Annotated in this window: 21 protein-coding genes; 14 read left to right on the forward strand and 7 right to left on the reverse strand. The window is 71.9% G+C overall.

Annotated elements, in window-relative coordinates; translation table 11 throughout:
• Positions 1-68 precede the first annotated feature (68 nt).
• The 11 genes from ACFVHK_RS07645 (at position 69) to ACFVHK_RS07695 (ending at position 12561) form a co-directional block, all read left to right on the forward strand.
• The gene (locus tag ACFVHK_RS07645) at positions 69-3023 is read left to right on the forward strand and encodes a Na+/H+ antiporter subunit A (protein ID WP_376928281.1); all 2955 of its coding nucleotides are present in this window, start codon (positions 69-71) and stop codon (positions 3021-3023) included.
• The gene (locus ACFVHK_RS07650; RefSeq protein ID WP_129234524.1) at positions 3020-3475 is read left to right on the forward strand and encodes an NADH-quinone oxidoreductase subunit K; all 456 of its coding nucleotides are present in this window, start codon (positions 3020-3022) and stop codon (positions 3473-3475) included. Before ACFVHK_RS07645 ends, ACFVHK_RS07650 begins: the two co-directional genes overlap by 4 nt.
• Positions 3472-5085, forward strand: a complete 1614-nt coding sequence (locus ACFVHK_RS07655) for a Na+/H+ antiporter subunit D (RefSeq protein ID WP_376928282.1) — start codon at positions 3472-3474, stop codon at positions 5083-5085. The genes ACFVHK_RS07650 and ACFVHK_RS07655 overlap by 4 nt, the downstream gene beginning before the upstream one ends.
• Complete coding sequence (locus ACFVHK_RS07660) at positions 5082-5768, forward strand: Na+/H+ antiporter subunit E (RefSeq protein ID WP_376928283.1); 687 nt, start codon at positions 5082-5084, stop codon at positions 5766-5768. Before ACFVHK_RS07655 ends, ACFVHK_RS07660 begins: the two co-directional genes overlap by 4 nt.
• The gene (locus ACFVHK_RS07665; protein ID WP_376928284.1) at positions 5765-6037 is read left to right on the forward strand and encodes a monovalent cation/H+ antiporter complex subunit F; all 273 of its coding nucleotides are present in this window, start codon (positions 5765-5767) and stop codon (positions 6035-6037) included. Before ACFVHK_RS07660 ends, ACFVHK_RS07665 begins: the two co-directional genes overlap by 4 nt.
• The gene (gene mnhG / locus ACFVHK_RS07670; protein WP_376928285.1) at positions 6034-6402 is read left to right on the forward strand and encodes a monovalent cation/H(+) antiporter subunit G; all 369 of its coding nucleotides are present in this window, start codon (positions 6034-6036) and stop codon (positions 6400-6402) included. Before ACFVHK_RS07665 ends, mnhG begins: the two co-directional genes overlap by 4 nt.
• A 191-nt stretch (positions 6403-6593) precedes the next feature.
• Entirely contained in the window at positions 6594-8786 is a 2193-nt protein-coding gene (locus ACFVHK_RS07675; RefSeq protein ID WP_376928286.1) for a hybrid sensor histidine kinase/response regulator, read from the forward strand.
• On the forward strand, positions 8786-9175 hold the full coding sequence (locus ACFVHK_RS07680; protein ID WP_376928287.1) for a response regulator: 390 nt from the start codon (positions 8786-8788) through the stop codon (positions 9173-9175). Before ACFVHK_RS07675 ends, ACFVHK_RS07680 begins: the two co-directional genes overlap by 1 nt.
• Positions 9165-10334 carry a response regulator gene (locus ACFVHK_RS07685; RefSeq protein WP_376928288.1) on the forward strand — a complete coding sequence of 390 codons (1170 nt, stop codon included), beginning with the start codon at positions 9165-9167 and terminating at the stop codon, positions 10332-10334. The genes ACFVHK_RS07680 and ACFVHK_RS07685 overlap by 11 nt, the downstream gene beginning before the upstream one ends.
• Positions 10331-11935, forward strand: coding sequence for a peptide ligase PGM1-related protein (locus tag ACFVHK_RS07690; RefSeq protein WP_376928289.1), 1605 nt, complete (start codon positions 10331-10333; stop codon positions 11933-11935). The genes ACFVHK_RS07685 and ACFVHK_RS07690 overlap by 4 nt, the downstream gene beginning before the upstream one ends.
• Before the next feature lie 11 nt (positions 11936-11946).
• Positions 11947-12561 (forward strand): histone deacetylase, encoded by a 615-nt coding sequence (locus tag ACFVHK_RS07695; RefSeq protein ID WP_376928290.1) that lies wholly within the window; start codon positions 11947-11949, stop codon positions 12559-12561.
• Between the two features lie 3 nt (positions 12562-12564).
• Here the strand turns inward: ACFVHK_RS07695 and ACFVHK_RS07700 are convergent, their stop codons facing one another.
• The 6 genes from ACFVHK_RS07700 to paaA form a co-directional block, all read right to left on the reverse strand.
• Positions 12565-13338 (reverse strand): enoyl-CoA hydratase/isomerase family protein, encoded by a 774-nt coding sequence (locus ACFVHK_RS07700; protein ID WP_376928291.1) that lies wholly within the window; start codon positions 13336-13338, stop codon positions 12565-12567.
• A gap of 19 nt (positions 13339-13357) precedes the next feature.
• Positions 13358-14569 (reverse strand): 1,2-phenylacetyl-CoA epoxidase subunit PaaE, encoded by a 1212-nt coding sequence (gene paaE, locus ACFVHK_RS07705; protein WP_376928292.1) that lies wholly within the window; start codon positions 14567-14569, stop codon positions 13358-13360.
• Entirely contained in the window at positions 14569-15069 is a 501-nt protein-coding gene (paaD, locus tag ACFVHK_RS07710) for a 1,2-phenylacetyl-CoA epoxidase subunit PaaD (RefSeq protein ID WP_242492402.1), read from the reverse strand. The genes paaE and paaD overlap by 1 nt, the downstream gene beginning before the upstream one ends.
• Positions 15070-15134: 65 nt before the next feature.
• Positions 15135-15986 (reverse strand): 1,2-phenylacetyl-CoA epoxidase subunit PaaC, encoded by an 852-nt coding sequence (gene paaC, locus ACFVHK_RS07715; protein WP_376928293.1) that lies wholly within the window; start codon positions 15984-15986, stop codon positions 15135-15137.
• Entirely contained in the window at positions 15983-16288 is a 306-nt protein-coding gene (paaB, locus tag ACFVHK_RS07720) for a 1,2-phenylacetyl-CoA epoxidase subunit PaaB (protein ID WP_067948099.1), read from the reverse strand. Before paaB ends, paaC begins: the two co-directional genes overlap by 4 nt.
• A 61-nt stretch (positions 16289-16349) precedes the next feature.
• On the reverse strand, positions 16350-17336 hold the full coding sequence (paaA, locus tag ACFVHK_RS07725; protein ID WP_376928294.1) for a 1,2-phenylacetyl-CoA epoxidase subunit PaaA: 987 nt from the start codon (positions 17334-17336) through the stop codon (positions 16350-16352).
• Between the two features lie 70 nt (positions 17337-17406).
• Between paaA and paaI the strand changes: the two genes are divergently transcribed.
• The 3 genes from paaI to ACFVHK_RS07740 are packed head-to-tail and all read left to right on the forward strand — an operon-like array spanning position 17407 to position 19957.
• Entirely contained in the window at positions 17407-17943 is a 537-nt protein-coding gene (gene paaI, locus ACFVHK_RS07730) for a hydroxyphenylacetyl-CoA thioesterase PaaI (RefSeq protein WP_376928295.1), read from the forward strand.
• A 15-nt stretch (positions 17944-17958) separates the two neighbouring features.
• The gene (paaK, locus tag ACFVHK_RS07735; RefSeq protein WP_376928296.1) at positions 17959-19305 is read left to right on the forward strand and encodes a phenylacetate--CoA ligase PaaK; all 1347 of its coding nucleotides are present in this window, start codon (positions 17959-17961) and stop codon (positions 19303-19305) included.
• A gap of 34 nt (positions 19306-19339) precedes the next feature.
• Positions 19340-19957, forward strand: a complete 618-nt coding sequence (locus tag ACFVHK_RS07740; RefSeq protein WP_376928297.1) for a TetR/AcrR family transcriptional regulator — start codon at positions 19340-19342, stop codon at positions 19955-19957.
• Positions 19958-20045: 88 nt separating this feature from the next.
• On the opposite strand, the gene ACFVHK_RS07745 is transcribed toward ACFVHK_RS07740, so the two are convergent.
• The gene (locus tag ACFVHK_RS07745) at positions 20046-20693 is read right to left on the reverse strand and encodes a hypothetical protein (protein ID WP_376928298.1); all 648 of its coding nucleotides are present in this window, start codon (positions 20691-20693) and stop codon (positions 20046-20048) included.
• Positions 20694-20768 lie beyond the last annotated feature (75 nt).

Genomic DNA, 20768 nt, shown 5'->3' on the forward strand with positions numbered 1-20768 from the left:
GCCCGGTCCTCCTGCCGCGCCTCGCCTAGACTGTTCGGACGGTCGGCGCGCGTTCGGGGGGAGTACGGATGATCCTCTCCCTGGTGGCGTTCGCCGCCGTGGCCCTCGTCACGCCGTTCGCCGCAGGGCCCCTGGGCCGTCGCGTCTTCCCGATCATCGCGCTCGTGCCGGCGATCGTGTTCGCCTGGCTGCTGACGCTCGTGCCGGCCGTCTCGGGCGGCGAGGTCGTGACCGAGCGCATCGAGTGGATCCCGTCGCTCGACATCGCGCTCTCGTTCCGGCTCGACCCGCTGTCGCTGCTGCTCGCACTGATCGTCACCGGCATCGGCGCGCTCGTGCTGCTGTACTGCACGTGGTACTTCCGCGACGACGAACCGTCGCTCGGCCGCTTCGCGGCCCTCCTGCTCGGCTTCGCGGGCGTCATGCTCGGGCTGGTCACCTCCGACGACGTGTTCGTGCTCTTCACGTTCTGGGAGGCCACGAGCGTGCTCTCCTACCTGCTGATCGGGCACGACGCGACGAAGCGGGAGTCCCGCGGCGCCGCGCTGCAGGCCCTGACGGTCACGACGTTCGGCGGACTCGCGATGCTCGTCGGCCTCGTCCTGCTCACGGTCGCGGGCGGCACGACCTCCCTCGCCGAGCTCGTCGCCGATCCGGTCACCGGCGCAGCGGCCGAGGTCGGCATCGCGCTGGTCCTCGTCGGCGCCGTCTCGAAGAGCGCGCTCGTGCCGTTCCACTTCTGGCTCCCCGCGGCGATGGCGGCGCCGACCCCTGTGTCCGCCTACCTCCACGCCGCCGCGATGGTGAAGGCGGGCGTGTACCTCGTCGCGGTGCTCGCGCCGGGGTACGCCGAGCTCGCGGTGTGGCATCCGATCGTCATCGGCATCGGCGGGTTCACGATGCTGGTCGGCGGATGGCGCGCGCTCCGGCAGGCCGACCTCAAGCTGCTCCTCGCCTACGGCACGGTGAGCCAGCTCGGGTTCCTGATCCTCGTCGTCGGCCAGGGCACCCGCGACGCGGCGCTCGCGGGCACCGCGCTGCTGCTCGCGCACGCCCTGTTCAAGGCCGCGCTCTTCCTCACGGTCGGCATCGTCGACCACGCCGCGGGCACGCGCGACAAGCGCAGGCTGTCGGGGCTCGCACGACGGATGCCGTGGCTCGCGGCCTTCGCGACGATCGCGGCCGCGTCGATGGCGGGCCTGCCGCCCCTGCTCGGGTTCGTGGCGAAGGAGGCCGTGTTCACGGCGCAGCTCGAGGCGGGCTCCGCCGGCGGGCCCGATGCGACCTGGGCGTGGGTCGCGCTCACGGCGGCCGTGCTGGGCTCGATGGTCACGTTCGCCTACAGCGCGCGCTTCGTGTGGGGCGCGTTCGGATCGAGGCGCGACGCCGAGCCGACGCCGCTGCACCACGAGCCCGCGATGATGTCGTTCGCTCCGGGCGTCCTCGCGGCGACCTCCCTCGCGACCGCGTTCGCCATCCCGCTCGTCGAGCCGCTGCTCGACGCCTACGCCGCGGCCCTGCCCGGGCCGACCGAGTACCACCTCGGCCTCTGGCACGGCCTCGAGCCCGCGCTCGCGATCTCGGCACTGGTGTTCGGCGTCGGCGCCCTGCTCGTCTGGAAGCGCGAGGCCGTCGCCCGCGCCCAGGCCGGCCTGCCCGACGCCATCGACGCCGAGCGCGGCTACCTCCGGATCATCGGCTCGGTCGACCGCGGGGCGGCGCGCGTGACGACCGTGATCCAGTCGGGCGGCCTGCCCGGATACCTGGCGATCATCGTCGCCGTGCTGATTCTCGGGCTCGGCGGCGCGGCCGCGGCGAACGGCGTCTGGCCCGACGGCATCCGCCTCGCCGACGGCTGGGCGCAGCCCCTCATCGGGTTCACGATGATCCTCGCCGCCTCGGCCGCGGTCGTCGTGCAGCAGCGCCTGACGGCCGTGCTCCTCGTCGGCGCGACGGGCTACGGCATGGTGCTGGTCTTCGGCATGGCGGGCGCTCCCGACCTCGCGCTCACGCAGGCGCTCGTCGAGACGATCACGATCGTGGTCGTGGTCCTCGTGCTCCGACGCCTCCCCCGACGGGTGACCGACCGCCGCGCGGTCGTGCGGGCGCCGCTGCGCATTGCGCTCGGCGCGCTCGCCGGGATCGTCATGGCCGTCGTCGGCGTCGTCGCGCTCGGGGCGCGGAGGGAGCCGACGATCGCCGAGGGGCTGCCCCCGCTCGCGGAGGAGGCGCACGCGAAGAACCTCGTGAACGCACTGCTCGTCGACATCCGCGCCTGGGACACGCTCGGCGAGATCTCGGTGCTGGTCGCCGTGGCGACGGGTGTCGCGAGCCTGATCTTCGTCTCCGGACGCCAGGGCGGCGCGCCCCGCCTCGACCGCGTCGACCGGCGGAGTCGCTTCCGGCCGGTGCCGGAGCAGGCCGACAGCATGCGCTCGGCGCGTCGGCGCCTCGCCGACGTCGAGAACGAGACGGATGCCGCGTCCGCGGCCGCCGCGACGCGCCAGACGTGGCTCCTCGCGGGCCGGACGATCTCGCCGCGCAACCGCTCTATCCTCATCGAGGTGCTCGTCCGCCTGCTCTTCCATCCGGCGATCGTCGTCTCGGTGTTCCTCCTGTTCGTCGGCCACAACGCCCCCGGCGGCGGATTCGCCGGCGGTCTCGTCGCCGGGCTCGCGCTGGTCGCGCGCTACCTCGCCGGCGGACGCTACGAACTCGGCGAGGCCGCCCCGCTGGATGCGGGCCTGCTGCTCGGCACGGGGCTCCTCGTGGCGGCGGGCACCGCGGCATCCTCGCTCGTCTTCGGCCTGACCGTGTTCGAGTCGAGCTGGTTCGAGACCGAGGTGCCGGTGCTCGGCACGCTCTCGATCGGGACCTCGACGCTCTTCGACATCGGCGTCTACCTGGTCGTGGTCGGGCTGGTCCTCGACATCCTCCGGACGCTCGGCGCCGAGATCGACCGGCAGCTCGACGAGGCCGGCCCCGACGCCGTCCCGGCCGACCCGGCGGGGGTGGGCGCATGACCGCATCGCTGACCCTCGTCATCGTGGCCGCCGTGCTCTTCGGCACGGGCATCACCGTCATGCTCGAGCGGAGCCTCACGCGGGTGCTGATCGGGTTCCTGCTCGTCGGCAACGGCGTGAACCTGTTCATGTTCACCATGGCCGGGGCGCCCGGGCTGGCGCCGATCCTCGGCGAGGGCGTCGACCCCGACGCGATCTCCGACCCGCTCCCCCAGGCGTTCGTCCTCACCGCGATCGTGATCAACCTCGGCATCACCGCGTTCATGCTCGCGCTCATCTACCGCAGCTGGTGGCTCGCGCAGCTCGGCGAGCGCGGCGACCTCATCGTCGACGAGGACGAGATGGCCGAGGACGCCGAGGAGACGGCGGACCTCTACCGCAGCTCCGAGGAGGACGACCGCGCAGTGCAGGCGGTGCTCGAGGCGAGCGACGAGGACGGGGGCCGCGGATGACCGACGCACTCGTGCCCCTGATGGTGCTGCTGCCGCTGCTCGGCGCGGCGGTCGCGCTCATGCTCGGCCGCCGCCTGCGCACCCAGATGGCGGTGAGCACCCTGGTCCTCGCCGCCGTCGCGGTGATCGCGGCGGTGCTGCTCGCGCAGGTCGACGCGTCGGGCTCGGGCATCTCGGTCGCGGTCGGGGCGTGGCCGCCGCCGTTCGGCATCGTGCTCGTCGTCGACCGCCTGTCGGCCATCATGATCATCATCTCCGCGCTGATGCTGCTCGGCGTCCTCGTCTACGCCGTCGGCCAGGGCATCGCCGACCAGCACCGTGAGACGCCGGTGTCGATCTTCCACCCGACCTACCTGATCCTGTCGGCGGGCGTGTTCAACGCGTTCATCGCCGGCGACCTCTTCAACCTCTACGTCGGCTTCGAGATCCTGCTCTCGGCGAGCTACGTGCTCCTGACGCTCGGCGGAACGGGCGAGCGCATCCGTGCGGGCGTGACGTACATCATCGTGAGCCTCGTGTCGTCGCTGTTCTTCCTCAGCGCGATCGCGCTCGTGTACGGCGCGACCGGCACCGCGAACATCGCGCAGCTGTCGGTGCGCCTCGCCGAGCTGCCGCAGGACGTGCAGCTCATCCTGCACCTGCTCCTGCTCATCGCGTTCGGCATCAAGGCGGCCGTGTTCCCGCTGTCGTTCTGGCTGCCCGACTCGTACCCGACCGCGCCCGCACCGGTCACGGCGGTGTTCGCCGGCCTGCTCACCAAGGTCGGCGTCTACGCCATCATCCGCACCGAGACGGTGCTCTTCCCGGAGTCCGACCTGTCGACGCTGTTCCTCGTGATCGGCGGGTTGACGCTCGCCGTCGGCATCCTGGGTGCGCTCACGCAGGCCGACATCAAGCGCCTGCTGTCGTTCACGCTCGTGAGCCACATCGGCTACATGATCTTCGGCATCGGGCTCGCGAGCATCGTCGGCCTCGCAGCGACGATCTACTACGTCATCCACCACATCACCGTGCAGACGACGCTCTTCCTCACGACCGGGCTCATCGAGCGGTTCGGCGGGTCGACGTCGATCACCCGCCTCGGCGGGCTGCGGCGCGCGTCGCCGATGCTCGCCGTCCTGTTCTTCGTCCCGGCGATGAACCTCGGCGGCATCCCGCCGTTCTCGGGCTTCCTCGGCAAGGTCGGCCTCTTCGTCGCCGGGGCGGATGCCGCGGGCGGGACGACCTCGACCGAGACGCTCGGCACGTCCTCGCCCGGCCCCGCGTGGCTCATCTGGACCGTGGTCGCGATCGGAGCGGCGACCTCGCTCGTGACGCTGTACGCCCTGGCGCGGTTCTGGAACCTCGCGTTCTGGCGCCCGAAGTCCGAGCTCGAGGGCTATCGCTCCCGGATCATCGACTCGGTGCAGGAGGCGCCCGCCGGCGCCACGGTCGTGGCCACGCGCACCACCCCGGTCCTGATGCTCGCGGCGACGGCCGCGCTCGTCGCGTTGACCATCGCGCTCACGGTGTTCGCCGGGCCGCTCTTCGAGCTGTCGGGTCGTGCCGCCGAGAACCTGCGCGATGCGAGCGTGTACGTCTCGATCGTCTTCCCGGGGGGTGTGCGATGACGGATGCCGCCCGCGAGCCGGTCGCGGCCGACCGGGGTGCCGCCGCCCCGCCCCCGCCGCGCCGCGAGGACCTCACCCGTTGGCAGGTCGTGTGGCGCCAGCTGCCCCTGCTCGCGGTGCTGGTCGCGCTGTGGCTGTTCCTGTGGGACCACGTCGACGTGCTCACCGTGACCACCGGCGTGATCCTCGCGATCGTCGTGACGCGCACGCTGTACCTGCCCCCGGTGCTCCTCAGCGGGCGGTTCAACCCGTGGCGCGGGCTGCTCCTCGGCTTCGTCATGATGTACGACGTCACGGTCGCGTCGATCCAGGTCGCCGCCCGGGCCGTGCAGCCCGGCTGGCAGCCGATGAACGCGATCATCGCGGTGCAGCTCCTCACGCGCTCCGACCTGGTGACGACCCTCACGGCCGAGGCGATCACCGTCGTCCCCGGAACGGTCGTCGTCGACATCGACCGCGAGCGCGGCCTGCTCTACCTGCACGCGTTCGCCACGCGCAGTGAGGCCGACCTCGAGAAGGCCACGGCGCACGTGCTCGCGACCGAGGAGCGGATCGTGCTCGCGATCGGCACGCGGGAGCAGGCCGCGGCCGTCCGCGAGGCTCGCCGGCAGCGGAAGTCGCAGGGGCGGCCGCAGTCCGAGACCCAGCCCGTCGAGATACCGGACCGGGAGGAGGACGCATGAGCCCGCTCGCCGTGATGGGCGTCGCCGCCGGAGTCATGTTCGGCGTCGGAGCGATCGCCGCGCTCGTGCGGATCATCCGCGGGCCGACGACGCTCGATCGGGCCCTCGCGACCGACGTGCTGCTCGCGATCGCGATGTGCGGCCTCGCGGCCGAGATGGCGATCAACCGGCACACGGACACGCTGATCGTGCTGCTCGTGCTCGCGCTCTTCGCCATCGTGGGGTCGATCGCGATCGCGCGGTTCATCGGGAAGGAGGACCGATCGTGAGCGCCGTCGAAGTGGGCGTGGGCGCCATCATCCTCCTCAGCGGCTTCCTGTCGATGGCGGCGGGCATCGGCGCGCTTCGCTTCCCCGACGTGCTCAGCCGGCTGCACGCCGCGACGAAGCCGCAGGTGCTCGGCCTCGCCGTGGTGCTCCTCGCGATCGTGCTGCGCGTGCCGAGCTGGGGCGTCGTGTCGACGGTCGTGCTCATCATGACGTTCCAGCTGCTCACCCAGCCGATGACCGCGCACATGCTGGGCCGCGCCTCGTACCGCTCCGACGCGCTGCGCCGCGACCTCCTCATCCGCGACGACCTCGGCCGCGACATCGCCGAGTACGAGCGCGAGCGCGACGACGACCCGGCGCGCTGAGCGCCGAACCTCCCGCGTCCCGGGCCATTGCGGGTCCGGCCGGTCGCGAGGAGAATACGCCCGGGTCGCACTGCCGCGGACGGTCTCTGACGAAGGAGGCCAGCATCACCGAGCGGGATCGTCGGATCAGCGAGGAGGACTACCGGAGCCTCCAGCAGGACTACACCGACGCCACCGAGCAGTTCGCCGCGATGAACGAGGTGCTCACCGCGCTCGGCCGGTCGTCCTCCGATCCCGACGCGGTGCTCGAGAGCGTCGTCGAGAGCGCTCGGCGCCTGTGTCGGGCCGAAGCGGCCGCCGCCTACCTCATCGACGGCGACCACTTCACCCTCGCGACATCCGTCGGCTTCTCGCCCGAGTTCGTCAGCCGGATCGGCGAGCACCCCTTCCGCATCGACCGCGGAACCCTCCTCGGCCGCGTCACACTCGATCGCGAGATCTCCCAGATCGCCGACGTGCTGACCGACCCGGAGTACGGCCGGCAGGACGTCCAGCAGATCGAGAAGTTCCGGACGACCATGGCGGCCCCGATGCTCCTCGACGACGAGGCGGTCGGAGCGCTCTCGCTGGTCCGCACCGAGGTCGAGCCGTTCGACGAACGCGCGATCGCGCTCCTCGAGGCGTTCGCCGCGCAGGCCGCCATCGTCGTCCGGAACGTGCACCTCGTGCTCGAGCTCGAGGAGCGCGGCGTCGAGCTCGCGCGTCGCGTCGAGCAGCTGGAGGCCTTGAGCGAGGTCGGCGAGGCGGTGAGCTCCAGCCTCGTGCTCGACGAGGTGCTCTCGAACATCATCATGAACGCGGTGCGGTTCACGGCATGCGACGGCGGCTCGATCATGGAGTACATCGAGCAGGAGCGCAGCTTCTCGGTTCGCAGCGCGTACGCGAGCAGCGATGAACTCCTGCGCCGACTCCGCGGGATCCGAGTCGACCTCGGCACCACCCTGGTCGGCCGCGCAGCCCTCGAAGGACATCCGATCGCGGTCGCCGATCTCGCGGCGGTCCCGCTCGACCCGCACCTGCAGATCCTCTTCGACGACGGATGGCGGTCGGTGCTCGCCGTGCCCGTACTCCGCGGCACCCGCATCATCGGCGCGCTCGTCGTGCGTCGCCGCACGCCCGGCGAGTTCTCCGACGAGTCGATCGAGTTCCTCGAGACCTTCGCGAGCCAGTCCGCGCTCGCGGTCTGGAACGCGCAGCTCTACCGCGAGCTCGAGACGAAGACCGCCGAACTCCAGGTCGTCAGCCAGCACAAGTCCGAGTTCCTCGCGAGCATGTCCCATGAGCTGCGGACCCCCCTCAACGCGGTCATCGGCTTCTCGGAGGTGCTGCTCGAGCGCATGTTCGGCGAGCTCAATGACCGCCAGGACGAGTACCTGCGCGACATCCTGAGTTCCGGGCGCCACCTGCTGCAGCTGCTCAACGACATCCTCGACCTCTCCAAGGTCGAGGCCGGGCAGATGGAGCTGTCCACGTCCCGTTTCTCGGTCCGGTCGGCCATTGAGTACGCGATCTCGATGGTCCGCGAGCGTGCGGCGATGCACGGGCTCACGCTCACCCTCGAGATCGCTGCCGACGTCGACGGCATCGACTCCGACGAGCTCCGGTTCAAGCAGGTGCTGCTCAACCTGCTGAGCAACGCCGTGAAGTTCACCCCGGACGGCGGCCGCATCGCGGTGACGGCCGGGCGCCAGGGCGACGACCTCGCGGTCGCGGTCGCCGACGACGGCAACGGCATCCCGCCGGATGATCGAGAGCGGATCTTCGAGTCGTTCCAGCAGGGTCGTCGCGGAGCGCAGAGCGAGGAGGGCACCGGCCTCGGGCTCACGCTCTGCCGCCGGATCGTCGCGCTGCTCGGCGGGAGGATGTGGCTCGAGTCGGAGGTGGGGGTGGGCAGCACGTTCGGCTTCACGGTGCCGTTGAGCGGGGGGATCAGGGCGCAGCACGCGCCCGCGGACGACCAGGGGCACCTGCCGGCCATCGTCGTCATCGACGACGATCGTGCGTCGCTCGACCTGATGACGGCGTACCTCGACGGCCTCGGCGTCCGCGTGGTGCACGCGCGCGACGGGGAGGAGGGGATCGAGCGCGTCCGGGCGACCGCTCCGGCCGCCGTCCTGCTCGACATCCGGCTTCCCCGCCTGAGCGGATGGGACGTCCTGTCCCGGCTGCGCGAGGACGAGGCGACGGCGCGGATCCCGGTGATCGTCGTGTCGATCCTCGACGAGCGTTCGCGCGGGCTCGCCCTCGGCGCCGACGACTACCTGATCAAGCCCGTCAGCCGCGACCAGCTCGTCGGCGCGCTGCGACGTGCCGGCGCGATCGCCTTCGACGGCCCGCGCCCGAGCACGGGCGGGATCGACGCACCACGGGAGGGGGCGGTCTGATGGGCGGTCGTCGCATCCTCGTCGTCGAGGACAACCCGCTGAACCTCAAGTTGGTCCGCGACGTGCTGGCGGCATCCGGCTACGACGTGGTCGAGGCGCACACGGGTGAGGAGGGGGTCGACTTGGCGGGCACCTGCGACCCGGACCTCGTGCTCATGGACCTGCAGTTGCCGGGCATCGACGGCTATGAGGCGCTGCGCCGGCTGAGGCGGGATCCGCGTCTGGAGGAGGTGCCGGTGGTCGCGGTCACGGCGTTCGCCATGAAGGAGGACCGCGAGCGCACGTCGCGCGAGGGCTTCGACGGCTACCTCGGCAAGCCGATCAGCGTCCCGGCACTTCCGTCGCAGGTGGGGGACTTCCTGGAGCGGGGCCGCGCGAATGGCCGATGACCCGATCACCGTGCTCGCGGTCGACGACCTGCCGCAGAACCTCCGCCTGCTCGACGCCGTCCTGACGCCTCGCGGCTACCGCGTGATCACGGCCTCCTCCGGCGAGGAGGCGCTGGACCTGCTGCCGGCATCGGGCGCCGACCTCGTGCTGCTCGACATCCTCATGCCCGGCATCGACGGCTACGAGGTCTGCCGCCGGATCCGGAGCACCCCTGGGCTGGAGTTCCTGCCGGTCGTCATGATCACCGCGAGCGGCGACCAGGAGAAGCGCCGGGCGATCGAGGCAGGCGCCGACGACTTCGTGAGCAAGCCGTTCGATCAGGGAGAACTGCTCGCGCGCGTCGCCTCCCTGGCGCGAGTCAAGCGGTACCACGACACGATCGAACGACAGGCGGCGGAGCTGAGCGAATGGAACTCCCGGCTCGAGGCCCGCGTGCGCGAGCAGGTCGACGAACTCCAGCGCGTCAACCGGCTGCGTCGCTTCCTCGCCCCGCAGGTGGTCGACCTCGTGATGGACTCGGGCGAGCAGGAGCACGTCCTCGACAGCCACCGCCGGGAGATCGTCGTCCTGTTCTGCGACCTGCGCGGGTTCACCGCGTTCGCCGAGTCGAGCGAGCCGGAGGAGGTGATGGGCGTCCTCGCGGAGTACCACGCCGTGCTCGGCGAACTCATCCATCGCTTCGAAGGCACCCTCGAGCGCTTCACGGGCGACGGACTGATGGTGTTCTTCAACGACCCGCTGCCCTGCGACGACGCACCCCAGCGGGCGGTCACGATGGCCGTCGAGATGCGCGATCGCGTGGGCGAGCTCGCCGAGGCGTGGCGTCGGCGAGGCAACGACCTCGGCTTCGGCATCGGCATCGCGCAGGGCTACGCGACGCTCGGCCGCATCGGGTTCAGCGGCCGCTCCGACTACGCGGCCATCGGCAGCGTCACGAACCTCGCCGCCCGACTGTGCGCGGCCGCCCGCGCCGGCCAGATCCTCGTGGCGCAGCGAGTGTTCGCCGCGACGGAGGGGCTCGCTGACGGCGAGCCGATCGGCGAGCTCGACCTCAAAGGGTTCAGCCGACCGGTCCACGCGTTCGCGGTGTCGGGGATCGCGACGACGACGGCATCCGCAGCGCGACCGGATTCGGCGGAATCGAGGACGGGCCCATGACCACCACGAGGGGAACAGCGGTCGCGGCGCCGGACGTCGACGGCCGGCGGGTCACCCTGGCCGAGCTCGACGAGGATGCGCGGAACGCGCGCTTCGCGATGCTGCAGGAACGCATGGCGGCCGTGTGGGACGCGATGCGGCTCGACCTCGACGGCGAATCGGTCGTCGTCGTGCCATCCGTCTCGCTGAGCCCGACGGTCGAGCGGGCGGGAAGCCTTGCGCAGGCCTTCGAGGAACGCTACCTGTTCCTCCTCCTGCTCCTGCGCCAGCCGCGCCTGCGGATGGTCTACGTCACCTCGACGCCCATCGACCCCAGGATCATCGAGTACTACCTCGCGCTGCTTCCGGGCGTGATCCCGAGTCATGCCCTCGCCAGGCTGACGCTGGTCCCGGTCGGCGACTCGAGCCCGCGCCCGCTCACGGCGAAGCTGCTCGAACGACCGGCGCTGCTCGCGAGGATCGCCGAGCACATCCCCGATCGGACGCGCAGCCACCTCATCCCGTACAACACGACCGAGCTCGAGCGCGACCTGGCGCTGACGCTCGGCATCCCGATGTACGGCGCGGACCCCCGCCTGTCGGCACTCGGCAGCAAGACCGGCTGCCGCCGCATCTTCGGCGCCGTCGGCATCCCGCATCCGCGCGGCGCCGAGGACCTGCACGGCCTCGACGAGGTCGTGGACGCGATCGCGGGCCTCATGGGCGAGCACCCCTCGCCCGAGCAGGTCATCGTGAAGCTCAACGAGGGCGTCTCCGGGGCGGGCAACGCGCTCGTCGACCTGGGCGGCGTCGGCGACCTTCCGGAGCCCGTTCGTCGGGCCGCGATCTGGGAGCGGGTGCGCGGCATGCGGTTCGAGCTGCCGGAGACGCCGTTCGACGCGTACGTCGCGAAGCTCGTCGCCGACGGCGGGATCGTGGAGGAGCGGATCGTCGGCGAGGACCTGCTGAGCCCGAGCGTGCAGCTCCGGACCCTGCCGGGCGGTGCGGTGGAGCTCCTCTCAACGCACGACCAACTGCTCGGCGGGCCGTCCGGCCAGAGCTACCTCGGCTGCCGGTTCCCGGCCGATCCGGCGTACTCGCGTCTCATCAGCGAGGCGGCGATGACGGTCGGCGAGCGGCTCGCCGCAGAGGGCGTGCTCGGTCGCTTCGCCGTCGACTTCGTGGTCAGCCCGGATGCCGCGGGGCGGTGGTCGGCGTACGCGATCGAGCTCAACCTGCGCAAGGGCGGCACGACGCATCCGTTCCTCACCCTGCAGTTCCTGACGGACGGACGCTACGACGCCGATTCCGGCCGTTTCCTCACGCCCGACGGCGTGGAGAAGCACCTCGTCGCCACCGATCACCTGGAGGCGCACGACCTGCGCGCCCTGTCGGTCGGGGACCTGTTCGACGTCGTGGCCCGGCACGGACTGCACTTCGACCCGTCGAGCCGGGCCGGTATCGTCTTCCACATGATCAGCTCGATCACCGAGCACGGCCGGGTCGGCATGACCGCGGTCGGCGATTCGGCCGAGCATGCGTCCGAGCTCTACGAGCGCGCGTCGCGCGTGCTGCTCGACGAGGCCCGCGCGGCGAGTCGGCCGCTCGCGCTGCCCGACTGATCGGAGGCCCGGTGGATCGCGTCTGGTACGTCGCCTACGGCTCGAACCTGAGCTCCGCGCGCTTCCGCTGCTACGTCGCAGGCGGGCGTCCGGAGGGCGGGGCGCGGACCTACGTCGGCTGCCGGGATCGCACGGAGCCGGCGGCGGACGCACCCGTCGACCTTCCGGGCGCGGTCTACTTCGGCGGCCGCTCCCGGGTGTGGGGCGGCGGGATGGCGACGTACGACCCGCACGTCCGCGGCAGCGTCGCGGGGCGGGCGTACCTGCTCACGGTGGGCCAGCTCGCCGACGTGGTCGCGCAGGAGACGCGGACCCCGGTCGAGGACGGCCTCGACCTCGACCGGATGCATCCGGCGACCGGGCGGCTGCACCTGGGGCCGGGCCGCTACCGCACGCTGGTCCGCGTCGGGGCTCGGCGCGGCATCCCGCTGGTCACGCTCGCCGCCGACCACGAACGCGATGTCGCCGCGCCGTCCGCCGCCTACCTGCGGACGATGGCGGCGGGCCTTCGCGAGTCGAGGGGCTGGCCGCCGGCCGTCGTCGGGAGGTACCTCGCGGCGCTCACGGGCGCGCGCCCGAGGTGGACGCCGTCGGCGATCGCCGACCTCGCGCGCGTCGCGGCCTGAGGCTCAGCCCCGCCCCGTGAACTGCGGCGTGCGCTTCTCCTGGAACGCCGCGAAGCCCTCGCGGTAGTCGTCGGTGTCGCAGAGCGCGGCCTGCGCGCGGTTCTCGTCGGACATCGACGCCCAGAGCCCGTGGCGGTGGTCGCGCAGGTCGGCGACGAGCCGCTTCGACGCGATGAACGCCTGGGTCGGGCCGGAGGCCGCCTCGTGCGCGGCGGCACGCGTCGCCTCGAGCACCTCGTCGGCCGGGAACACCTGCGAGAAGAGGCCCGCGGCGACCGCCTCGGCGCCCGACATCAGACGGCCCGTGACGATCAGGTCCATCGTCCGGTGCGCGCCGAGCCGCTCGACGAAGAGCGCGTGGCCGCCCGAGTCGAGGGTCGCGCCGAGGTTCTTGAACGGCGAGCCGATCTTCGCGGTGTCGGCGACGTACACGATGTCGCTGGCGATGAGCAGGCCGAGGCCGACGCCGAGGCACGCCCCGTGCGCGACCGCGAACGTGGGGGCCGGGAAACGGGACATCCGCTTCAGCAGCGGCTCGACCCGGCCGCCGAGGTAGCCCTGCACGTCGTCGTCGCGGGGGTCGACGCCCGCGATGTCGCGCCCGGCGCAGAACGCCCGGCCCTCGCCGCGAATCACGAGCGCGCGCACGCCCGTGAACTCGGCCTGGTCGTAGGCCTCGCCGAGCTCGGCGAGCGCGGCCTCGCCGAGCGCGTTGAGCTTCGCGGGGGCGTTCAGGGTGATCTCGGCGACGCCGTCGCGGATCTCGAGCTCGATCATCGCGTTCCTCTCATCGTCCTCACACGTCGTAGTCGACCACGACGCGGTCGGACGTGGCGTGCGACTGGCAGGTGAGCACGTACCCGCGCTCGAGCTCCTCGGGTTCGAGGGCGTAGTTCTCGGTCATGTTCACGCTGCCGTCGACGACCCGCGCGCGGCAGGTCCCGCACACGCCGCCCGCGCAGGCGAACGGCACGTCGGACCGCACGCGGAGCGCCGCGTTGAGGATCGACTCGTTGGCGCTGACCGGGCTGTCGACGCTCGACGAGAGCCCGTCGAGCGTGAACTCGATCGCCACGGTCGGCTCGCCGCGCTCGACGGTGACGGGTCGGCCGTGCCGCGGCTCGGTCGCCCGGTCGGCGTCGGTCGTGAACAGCTCGTACCGGACCCGGCCGGCGGGCACGTCGCGGGCCTCGAGCGTGTCCCGTGCGAGCTGCACGAGTTCGAACGGCCCGCACAGGAACCACTCGTCGACCGTCGCAGGCGGGATGAGCGCGTCGAGCATGCGCTCGAGCTTCTCGGCGTCGATGCGGCCCGAGAGCAGCGGGGCGGTGCGCTGCTCGCGCGAGAGCACGTGGTGCAGCGCGAGCCGGGACGGGTAGCGGTCCTTGAGCTCGGCGAGCTCCTCGAGGAACATCACGTCGCGCGTCGACCGGTTCGTGTACACGAGCGTGAAGCGCGCGTCGTCGGAGCGGGCGAGCACGGTGTGTGCGAGCGCCATGAGCGGCGTGATGCCCGAACCGGCCGCGATGCCGACGACGTGCTTGCCGTCGAGGGAGTCGAGCCCCGAGGTGAACGTGCCCTGCGGGCTCATCACGTCGATGCGGTCCCCCGCGGCGAGCTCGGTGTTCGCCCACGTGGAGAACCGCCCGCCGAGGTCGCGCTTGATCGCGACCGAGACGCTGCCCCGCACGGGCGGCCGGCAGATCGAGTACGACCGGCGGAGCTCGTGCCCGTCGAAGTCGCGCCGCAGCGCGACGTACTGGCCGGGCAGGTAGGCGTAGTCGTCGGCGAGCTCGTCGGGCACCGCGAAGGTCACCTCGACCGAGTCGTCGGTCAGCGACCGCACCTCGGCGACCTCGAGCGAGTGGAAGCGGGCGCGCCGGCGCTTCGGCGCGGTGTCGCCGCCGACCGCGCTCGCGAGGAACGCGTCGGCGATCGCGGCATCCGTCGCGAGCGAGCCGGACACGGCGGGCGGGGCTCCCGTGGAGCCCAGGTTGATCGCGGCCATCAGAGCACCTTGAAGTAGTCGAAGGGCTCGAGGCAGTCGCGGCACTCGTAGAGCGCCTTGCACGACGTCGAGCCGAAGCGGGCGAGTTCGCGGGTGTTGAGGGAGTCGCAGCGCGGGCACTTGACCGCCAGCTGCAGGCGGATCGGCCCGGCATCGCGGACGGGCGCGTTCCCGCTCGGCGCCTGGATGCCGTACTTCCGGAGCTTGTCCTTTCCGGCCTCGCTCATCCAGTCGGTGGTCCACGCGGGCGCGAGCACCATGCGCACGTCGACCTCGTCGTAGCCGGCGTGCGTGAGCGCGAGCACGACGTCGTCGCGCATGGCGTCCATCGCGGGGCATCCGCTGTACGTGGGCGTGAGCTCGACGTGGACGGCGCCGTCGTCGTCGACGGCGACCGAGCGGAGCACGCCCAGGTCCTCGATGGTGAGCACGGGCACCTCGGGGTCGGTCACCGTCGCGGCGACGTCCCACGCGGCGCGTGCGGCGGGGTCGCTCGGCACGGGTCGGGCGACGGATGCCGCGGCATCCGCCTCGACGCCAGCGCCGGGCCGCGTCTCGGCCGCGGTCACCACGATGCCCCCGGGTGCGCTCGCGCGAGCACCTGCATCTCGGCGAGCATCGGACCGAGGTGCTCGGTGTGCTCGCCCTCACGACCGCGGCCGTCGACGACGAACGCCGTGCGGCCCTCGGGCCGGGCGAGGCCGGCCTCGGCGAACACCTGGTCGATCACGGCGTCGAACGCGTCGCGCAGCGACGACGGCAGCGGCGCGACGCCCTCGTCGGCGAGCCTCGCGACCACGGCGTCGTCGCGGAACAGCTCCTCGACGTAGGGCCAGGTCTGCTCGACGGCGCGCACCATGCGGCGACGCGACTCGTCGGTGCCGCCCGCGAGACGGAGCGTCCACTGGATGGCGTGGTCGCGGTGGTAGTCGACCTCCTTCGACGCCTTCGCGGCGATCGCCGCGAGCGTGGCATCCGTCGAGGACTCGAGGTGCCGGTAGAGCTCGACGAGGTACGTCGAGGCGACCAGCTGCCGCGCGATGGTGTGCGCGAAGTCGCCGTTGGGCTGCTCGAACAACCAGGCGTTGCGGAAGTCGGGCTCGTCGCGGAAGTAGGCGAGGTCGTCCTCGCTGCGGCCGTCGTGCGTGCCCGCGTAGTGCAGCAGCGAGCGCGCGTGGCCGAGCAGGTCGAGCGCGATGTTGCCGAGCGCGACGTCCTCCTCGAGCTCGGGTGCCCGCGTGATCCAGTCGCCGAGCCGCTGCGCGAGCACGAGCGAGTCGTCGCCGAGGCCGAGCGCGTACGCGGCGACATCGGCGGATGCCGCGCGGCCCGCGCCGGCCGACTCGCCGGCGAGCTCCTCGGCGAGCGCGACGCGGTCGACCGTGACGTCGCCGTGCGGATCGAGGTCGCCGCTCACAGGTGCTTCACCCCTTCGGACTTCGTGTAGTAGACCGCGTGGCGGTAGTTCTTGCCCGCGGGGCTCTCGAAGAACGCGCCCTTGGCGTCGGGGTCGCTCGTCGTGACGGCGTCGGCGGGCACGACCCAGATCGACACGCCCTCGTTGCGTCGGGTGTACAGGTCGCGGGCGTTCCGCACGGCCATGTCGGCGTCGGGTGCGTGCAGCGATCCCACGTGCACGTGGCTCAGGCCGCGGTTGGCGCGCACGAAGACCTCCCACAGGGGCCAGGCCTCGGTGCCGGTCTCGCCGGGGGTGCTCATCTCGTCTCCTCGTCTCGGTCCGCTCCGTCGCGGATCGGGGGTCCAGTGGTGGTGCCGCCCGTCAGGCGGCGGTCGCCGCCTTCGCGGCCTGCTTGCGGGCGTACTCGGCGGCGGCCTCGCGGACCCACGCGCCGTCCTCGTGGGCCTCGCGGCGGCGGCGGAGCCGCTCGGCGTTCGCCGGTCCGCGGCCGGCGAGCACCTCGTGGAACTCGTCCCAGTCGATCTCGCTCATGTCGTAGGCCTGGCGCTCCTCGTTCCACTTCAGGTTCGGGTCGGGCAGCGTCACGCCGAGCACCTCGGCCTGCGGCACGAGCATGCCGACGAAGCGCTGGCGCAGGTCGTCGTTGGAGAACCGCTTGATGTTCCACGCCATCGACTGCGCCGAGTTCGGCGACTCGTCGTCGGGCGGGCCGAACATCATGAGGCTCGGCCAGTACCAGCGGTCCACGGAGTCCTGCGCCATCCGCTTCTGCTCCTCGGTGCCCTGCATGAGCTCGAGCAGGATCTCGAAGCCCTGCCGCTGGTGGAAGGACTCCTCCTTGCAGATGCGGACCATGGCGCGGCCGTAGGGCCCGTACGACGCACGGCACAGCGGCACCTGGTTGCAGATCGCGGCGCCGTCGACGAGCCAGCCGATGGCGCCCATGTCGGCCCAGGTCGGGGTCGTGTAGTTGAAGATCGAGGAGTAGCGCGCGCGGCCCTCGATGAGCTGCTGCATCATCTCCTCGCGCCCGATGCCGAGCGTCTGCGCGGCCGAGTACAGGTAGAGGCCGTGGCCGGCTTCGTCCTGCACCTTGGCCATGAGGATGGCCTTGCGCTTGAGGCTCGGCGCGCGAGAGATCCAGTTGGACTCGGGCTGCATGCCGATGATCTCGGAGTGCGCGTGCTGGCTGATCTGCCGGATCAGCGTCTTGCGGTAGGCGTCGGGCATCCAGTCGCGCGGTTCGATGCGCGAGTCCTGCGCGATGAGGTCGTCGAAGCGCGCCTGCGCCTCGACGTCACGGTGCTCATCGATGCTGGCCACGCTCAGCTCGGCGGGTGCGGTCATCGTCGACTCCAATGCTCTCGGGACCGGCGGCGGGTGAGGACACTTTACCAACCGATCGTTCAGTTAGTATATGCTGAGGATCTGCGCCGGGGCAATCAGGGCCGCCGGCGACTTCCCCGCACTCGATGAGGAGCAGCGCATGACGGATGTCGCGACCGAACGCCAGGACGCCGGCCGGACCGCCGACGAGCAGGCGGATGCCGCGGCATCCGATCGCCTCAACCGCGAGATGATGCAGCGCGACCTCGCCTCGGCGATGCTCGGCATGGTCGTCGAACGCGACGACCCCGGCCACGCGGTCGTGTCGATGCGCGTGCGGGAGGACATGACCAACGGGTTCGCCATCACCCACGGCGGGCTCGTCTTCACGTTGGCCGACACGGCCTTCGCGATCGCCTGCAACGAGGACCACCGCGTCACCGTCGCAGCGGGCGCCGACATCACCTTCCTGAAGTCCACCGTCGCAGGGCAGACGCTCACCGCCACCGCGGTGCGACGCGCCCGCAGCGGCCGCACCGGCCTCTACGACGTGACGGTCGTCGACGAGCAGGGCGACGCCGTCGCCGAGTTCCGCGGCCGCTCGATCTCCACCAACCGAACCATCTGACCCCCGGGAGCCACCGTGTCGACGACGACCCTTCCGCAGTCCCCCATCGTGTCGGGCCTCTCGCCCGCCGCCCGCGACGAGCTCGACCCCGAGGAGCGCATGAGCCGCGCCGAGATCGAGGCGCTCCAGCTCGAGCGGCTGCAGTGGACCGTGCGCCACGCCTACGAGAACGTGCCGCTCTACCGCCGCAAGTTCGACGAGCACGGCGTGCACCCCGACGACATCCAGACCCTGACGGATGTCGCGAAGCTCCCCTTCACGACCAAGGCCGACCTGCGCGAGACCTACCCGTTCGGCATGTTCGCCGTGCCCATGGAGCAGGTCGCGCGCATCCACGCCTCCTCGGGCACGACCGGTCGGCCCACGGTCGTCGGCTACACGCACGGCGACCTCGACCGCTGGGCGACGCTCGTCGCCCGCTGCCTCCGTGCGAGCGGCGTCCGCCCCGGGATGAAGGTGCACAACGCCTACGGCTACGGGCTGTTCACGGGCGGGCTCGGCGCGCACGCGGGCATCGAGAAGCTCGGCGCGACCGTCATCCCCATGTCGGGCGGCCAGACCGCCCGCCAGGTCCAGCTCATCCGCGACTTCGAGCCCGACGCCATCATGTGCACGCCGAGCTACCTCCTGACGATCGCCGACGCGATGGAGGAGGCCGGGATCGACCCGCGCTCGACCTCGCTCAAGGTCGCGATCCTGGGCGCCGAGCCGTGGACCAACGAGATGCGCCGCCGCATCGAGGAGCGCATGGGCATCGACGCGGTCGACATCTTCGGCCTCAGCGAGGTCATGGGCCCCGGCGTCGCGAACGAGTGCGTCGAGACCAAGGACGGCCCGCACCTCTGGGAGGACCACTTCCTGCCCGAGGTCATCGACGGCGAGACCGGCGAGCAGCTCGCCGACGGCGAGATGGGCGAGCTCGTCTTCACGTCGCTGACGAAGGAGGCCTTCCCGGTCATCCGCTACCGCACCCGCGACCTGACCCGCCTGCTGCCTGGCACGGCCCGCCCGGGCATGCGACGCATGGAGAAGATCACCGGCCGCAACGACGACATGATCATCCTGCGCGGCGTGAACCTCTTCCCGACCCAGATCGAGGAGCTCGTGCTCGGCATCGAGCACCTGACGCCGCACTTCATCCTCGAGCTCACGCGCACCGGCCACATGGACGACCTCACGGTCCGCATCGAGCGCCACCCCGACCTCGAGGTCGAGGCGTGCCGCGCGGCGACCGTCGTGCTCGCAGGGCGCATCAAGGAGTTCATCGGCTCGTCGGTGTCCGTGCGCCTCGAGGAGCCCGGCACGCTCCCGCGCAGCGAGGGCAAGTACAAGCGCGTGTACGACCTGCGCGAGCCGCGCTGATGCGGGCCATGGCCGGGGTGACAGACTGAAGCGGATGTCACCGAACACGACGCTCCGACGAGGCCGCCCCGGGTACGACCAGCAGGGCATCCTCGAGGTCGCCGTCGCCGCCTTCAACGAGTACGGCTACGACGCGACCTCGATGGGCGTGCTCGCCGACCGGCTCGGCCTCTCGAAGTCGGCGATCTACCACCACTTCAGCTCGAAGGACGAGATCCTCGAGCGCGCTCTCGACCAGGCGCTCTCCTCGCTCGAGGGCGTGCTCGACGCGACCGAGGCCGCGGGGGGCAGCGCCGCCGACCGGCTCGACGGCGTGCTCCGCGGCGCGGTTCGCGTGCTCGTCGACCGACTGCCCTACGTGACCCTGCTGCTGCGCGTCCGCGGCAACACCGATGTCGAGCGGAGCGCGCTCGCCCGCCGGCGCGCGTTCGACAAGCGCGTGACCGCGCTCGTGGCCGAGGCGCAGGCCGAGGGCTCGCTGCGCTCCGACATCGACGTGCGCATCGTCGAGCGACTGCTGTTCGGCATGATCAACTCGATCGTCGAGTGGTACCGGCCCGGCGGGCGCGAGGATGCCGCGCGGCTGGCCGACGACGTCGTCGCGGTCGCGCTCGACGGGCTCCGCGTGCCGGCGGGCGCGCCGCGCGCCTGACCCCCGGAGCGGTCGCCCCGCCGAGGATCGTCGTCGGCTTCGGCGGGTCGCCGCCGCCCCGCACCCGCGGATACCGACGACACCCACCTCAGCGCGCGCCCGCAGCCCCGCCGCCGACCTCGGGATGCTCGGGCGGCAGGCCGTGGCGCTTGCCCGCCCGGAGCAGCTCGAGGTTGCGTCGCTCCCAGTCGAGCATCTCCTGGCGCACGCCCTCGAGGATCCGGCTCTCGCCGCACGCCGGCAGCGAACGTCCGCACGTGCACGTTCCCTGCTTCCGCGGGTCGGGGTGGTGGAACGCCTGCAGCCGCCACAGCGCCACCATCGCCGTGTCGACCCGCTTCGCGGTGAGCTGCGTCGCCCGCTCGGCGCGACGCACACGGTCGTCCCTGAGCTGCTCGCCGAGGGCGGCACCGGCCTCGGTCGTGCCGTCGAGGGCTCCGGCGCGCAACTGGTCGCGCTCGGCGGTGAGCCGGGCGACCGTCTCGGCCGCCTCGGCGGCGGCCTCCGTCGCCGCGTCGGACGCCGCCCGCGCGTCACGATCGTGCGCCTCGAGGATGCCGCGCCAGAGCGCGATGTGCTCGCGGTCGCGCTGCTCCGCCCGCTCGGGGCCGAGGTGCGAGCGGCAGTGCCCGCACACCACCTGGTCGGACGCCGAGGCGAACCGGAACCGCTGCACGCTCCCGCAGCAGAGGCACGGGACGTCGACGTCGGCGTGGAGCGGATGCTGGTGGGGCATGCGGTCCAGCGTGACCGGCGGCGGGGGCCCGGTCAAGTTCGGGCGGCCCCGTGCGGGCTCGAACGCGGCGTGCTC

Source organism: Agromyces binzhouensis (assembly GCF_042672355.1).
In the GTDB taxonomy this organism is placed as follows: domain Bacteria; phylum Actinomycetota; class Actinomycetes; order Actinomycetales; family Microbacteriaceae; genus Agromyces; species Agromyces binzhouensis.

Coding starts and splice junctions, on each gene's coding strand:
- paaB (WP_067948099.1), bottom strand. CDS start 16,288: ATGAGCACCCCCGGCGAGACCGGCACCGAGGCCTGGCCCCTGTGGGAG.
- ACFVHK_RS07740 (WP_376928297.1), top strand. CDS start 19,340: ATGTCACCGAACACGACGCTCCGACGAGGCCGCCCCGGGTACGACCAG.
- ACFVHK_RS07645 (WP_376928281.1), top strand. CDS start 69: ATGATCCTCTCCCTGGTGGCGTTCGCCGCCGTGGCCCTCGTCACGCCG.
- ACFVHK_RS07685 (WP_376928288.1), top strand. CDS start 9,165: ATGGCCGATGACCCGATCACCGTGCTCGCGGTCGACGACCTGCCGCAG.
- ACFVHK_RS07700 (WP_376928291.1), bottom strand. CDS start 13,338: ATGATCGAGCTCGAGATCCGCGACGGCGTCGCCGAGATCACCCTGAAC.
- ACFVHK_RS07650 (WP_129234524.1), top strand. CDS start 3,020: ATGACCGCATCGCTGACCCTCGTCATCGTGGCCGCCGTGCTCTTCGGC.
- paaE (WP_376928292.1), bottom strand. CDS start 14,569: ATGGCCGCGATCAACCTGGGCTCCACGGGAGCCCCGCCCGCCGTGTCC.
- ACFVHK_RS07655 (WP_376928282.1), top strand. CDS start 3,472: ATGACCGACGCACTCGTGCCCCTGATGGTGCTGCTGCCGCTGCTCGGC.
- ACFVHK_RS07660 (WP_376928283.1), top strand. CDS start 5,082: ATGACGGATGCCGCCCGCGAGCCGGTCGCGGCCGACCGGGGTGCCGCC.
- paaI (WP_376928295.1), top strand. CDS start 17,407: ATGCTGAGGATCTGCGCCGGGGCAATCAGGGCCGCCGGCGACTTCCCC.
- ACFVHK_RS07675 (WP_376928286.1), top strand. CDS start 6,594: ATGAACGAGGTGCTCACCGCGCTCGGCCGGTCGTCCTCCGATCCCGAC.
- ACFVHK_RS07745 (WP_376928298.1), bottom strand. CDS start 20,693: ATGCCCCACCAGCATCCGCTCCACGCCGACGTCGACGTCCCGTGCCTC.
- ACFVHK_RS07665 (WP_376928284.1), top strand. CDS start 5,765: ATGAGCCCGCTCGCCGTGATGGGCGTCGCCGCCGGAGTCATGTTCGGC.
- ACFVHK_RS07680 (WP_376928287.1), top strand. CDS start 8,786: ATGGGCGGTCGTCGCATCCTCGTCGTCGAGGACAACCCGCTGAACCTC.
- ACFVHK_RS07690 (WP_376928289.1), top strand. CDS start 10,331: ATGACCACCACGAGGGGAACAGCGGTCGCGGCGCCGGACGTCGACGGC.
- paaA (WP_376928294.1), bottom strand. CDS start 17,336: ATGACCGCACCCGCCGAGCTGAGCGTGGCCAGCATCGATGAGCACCGT.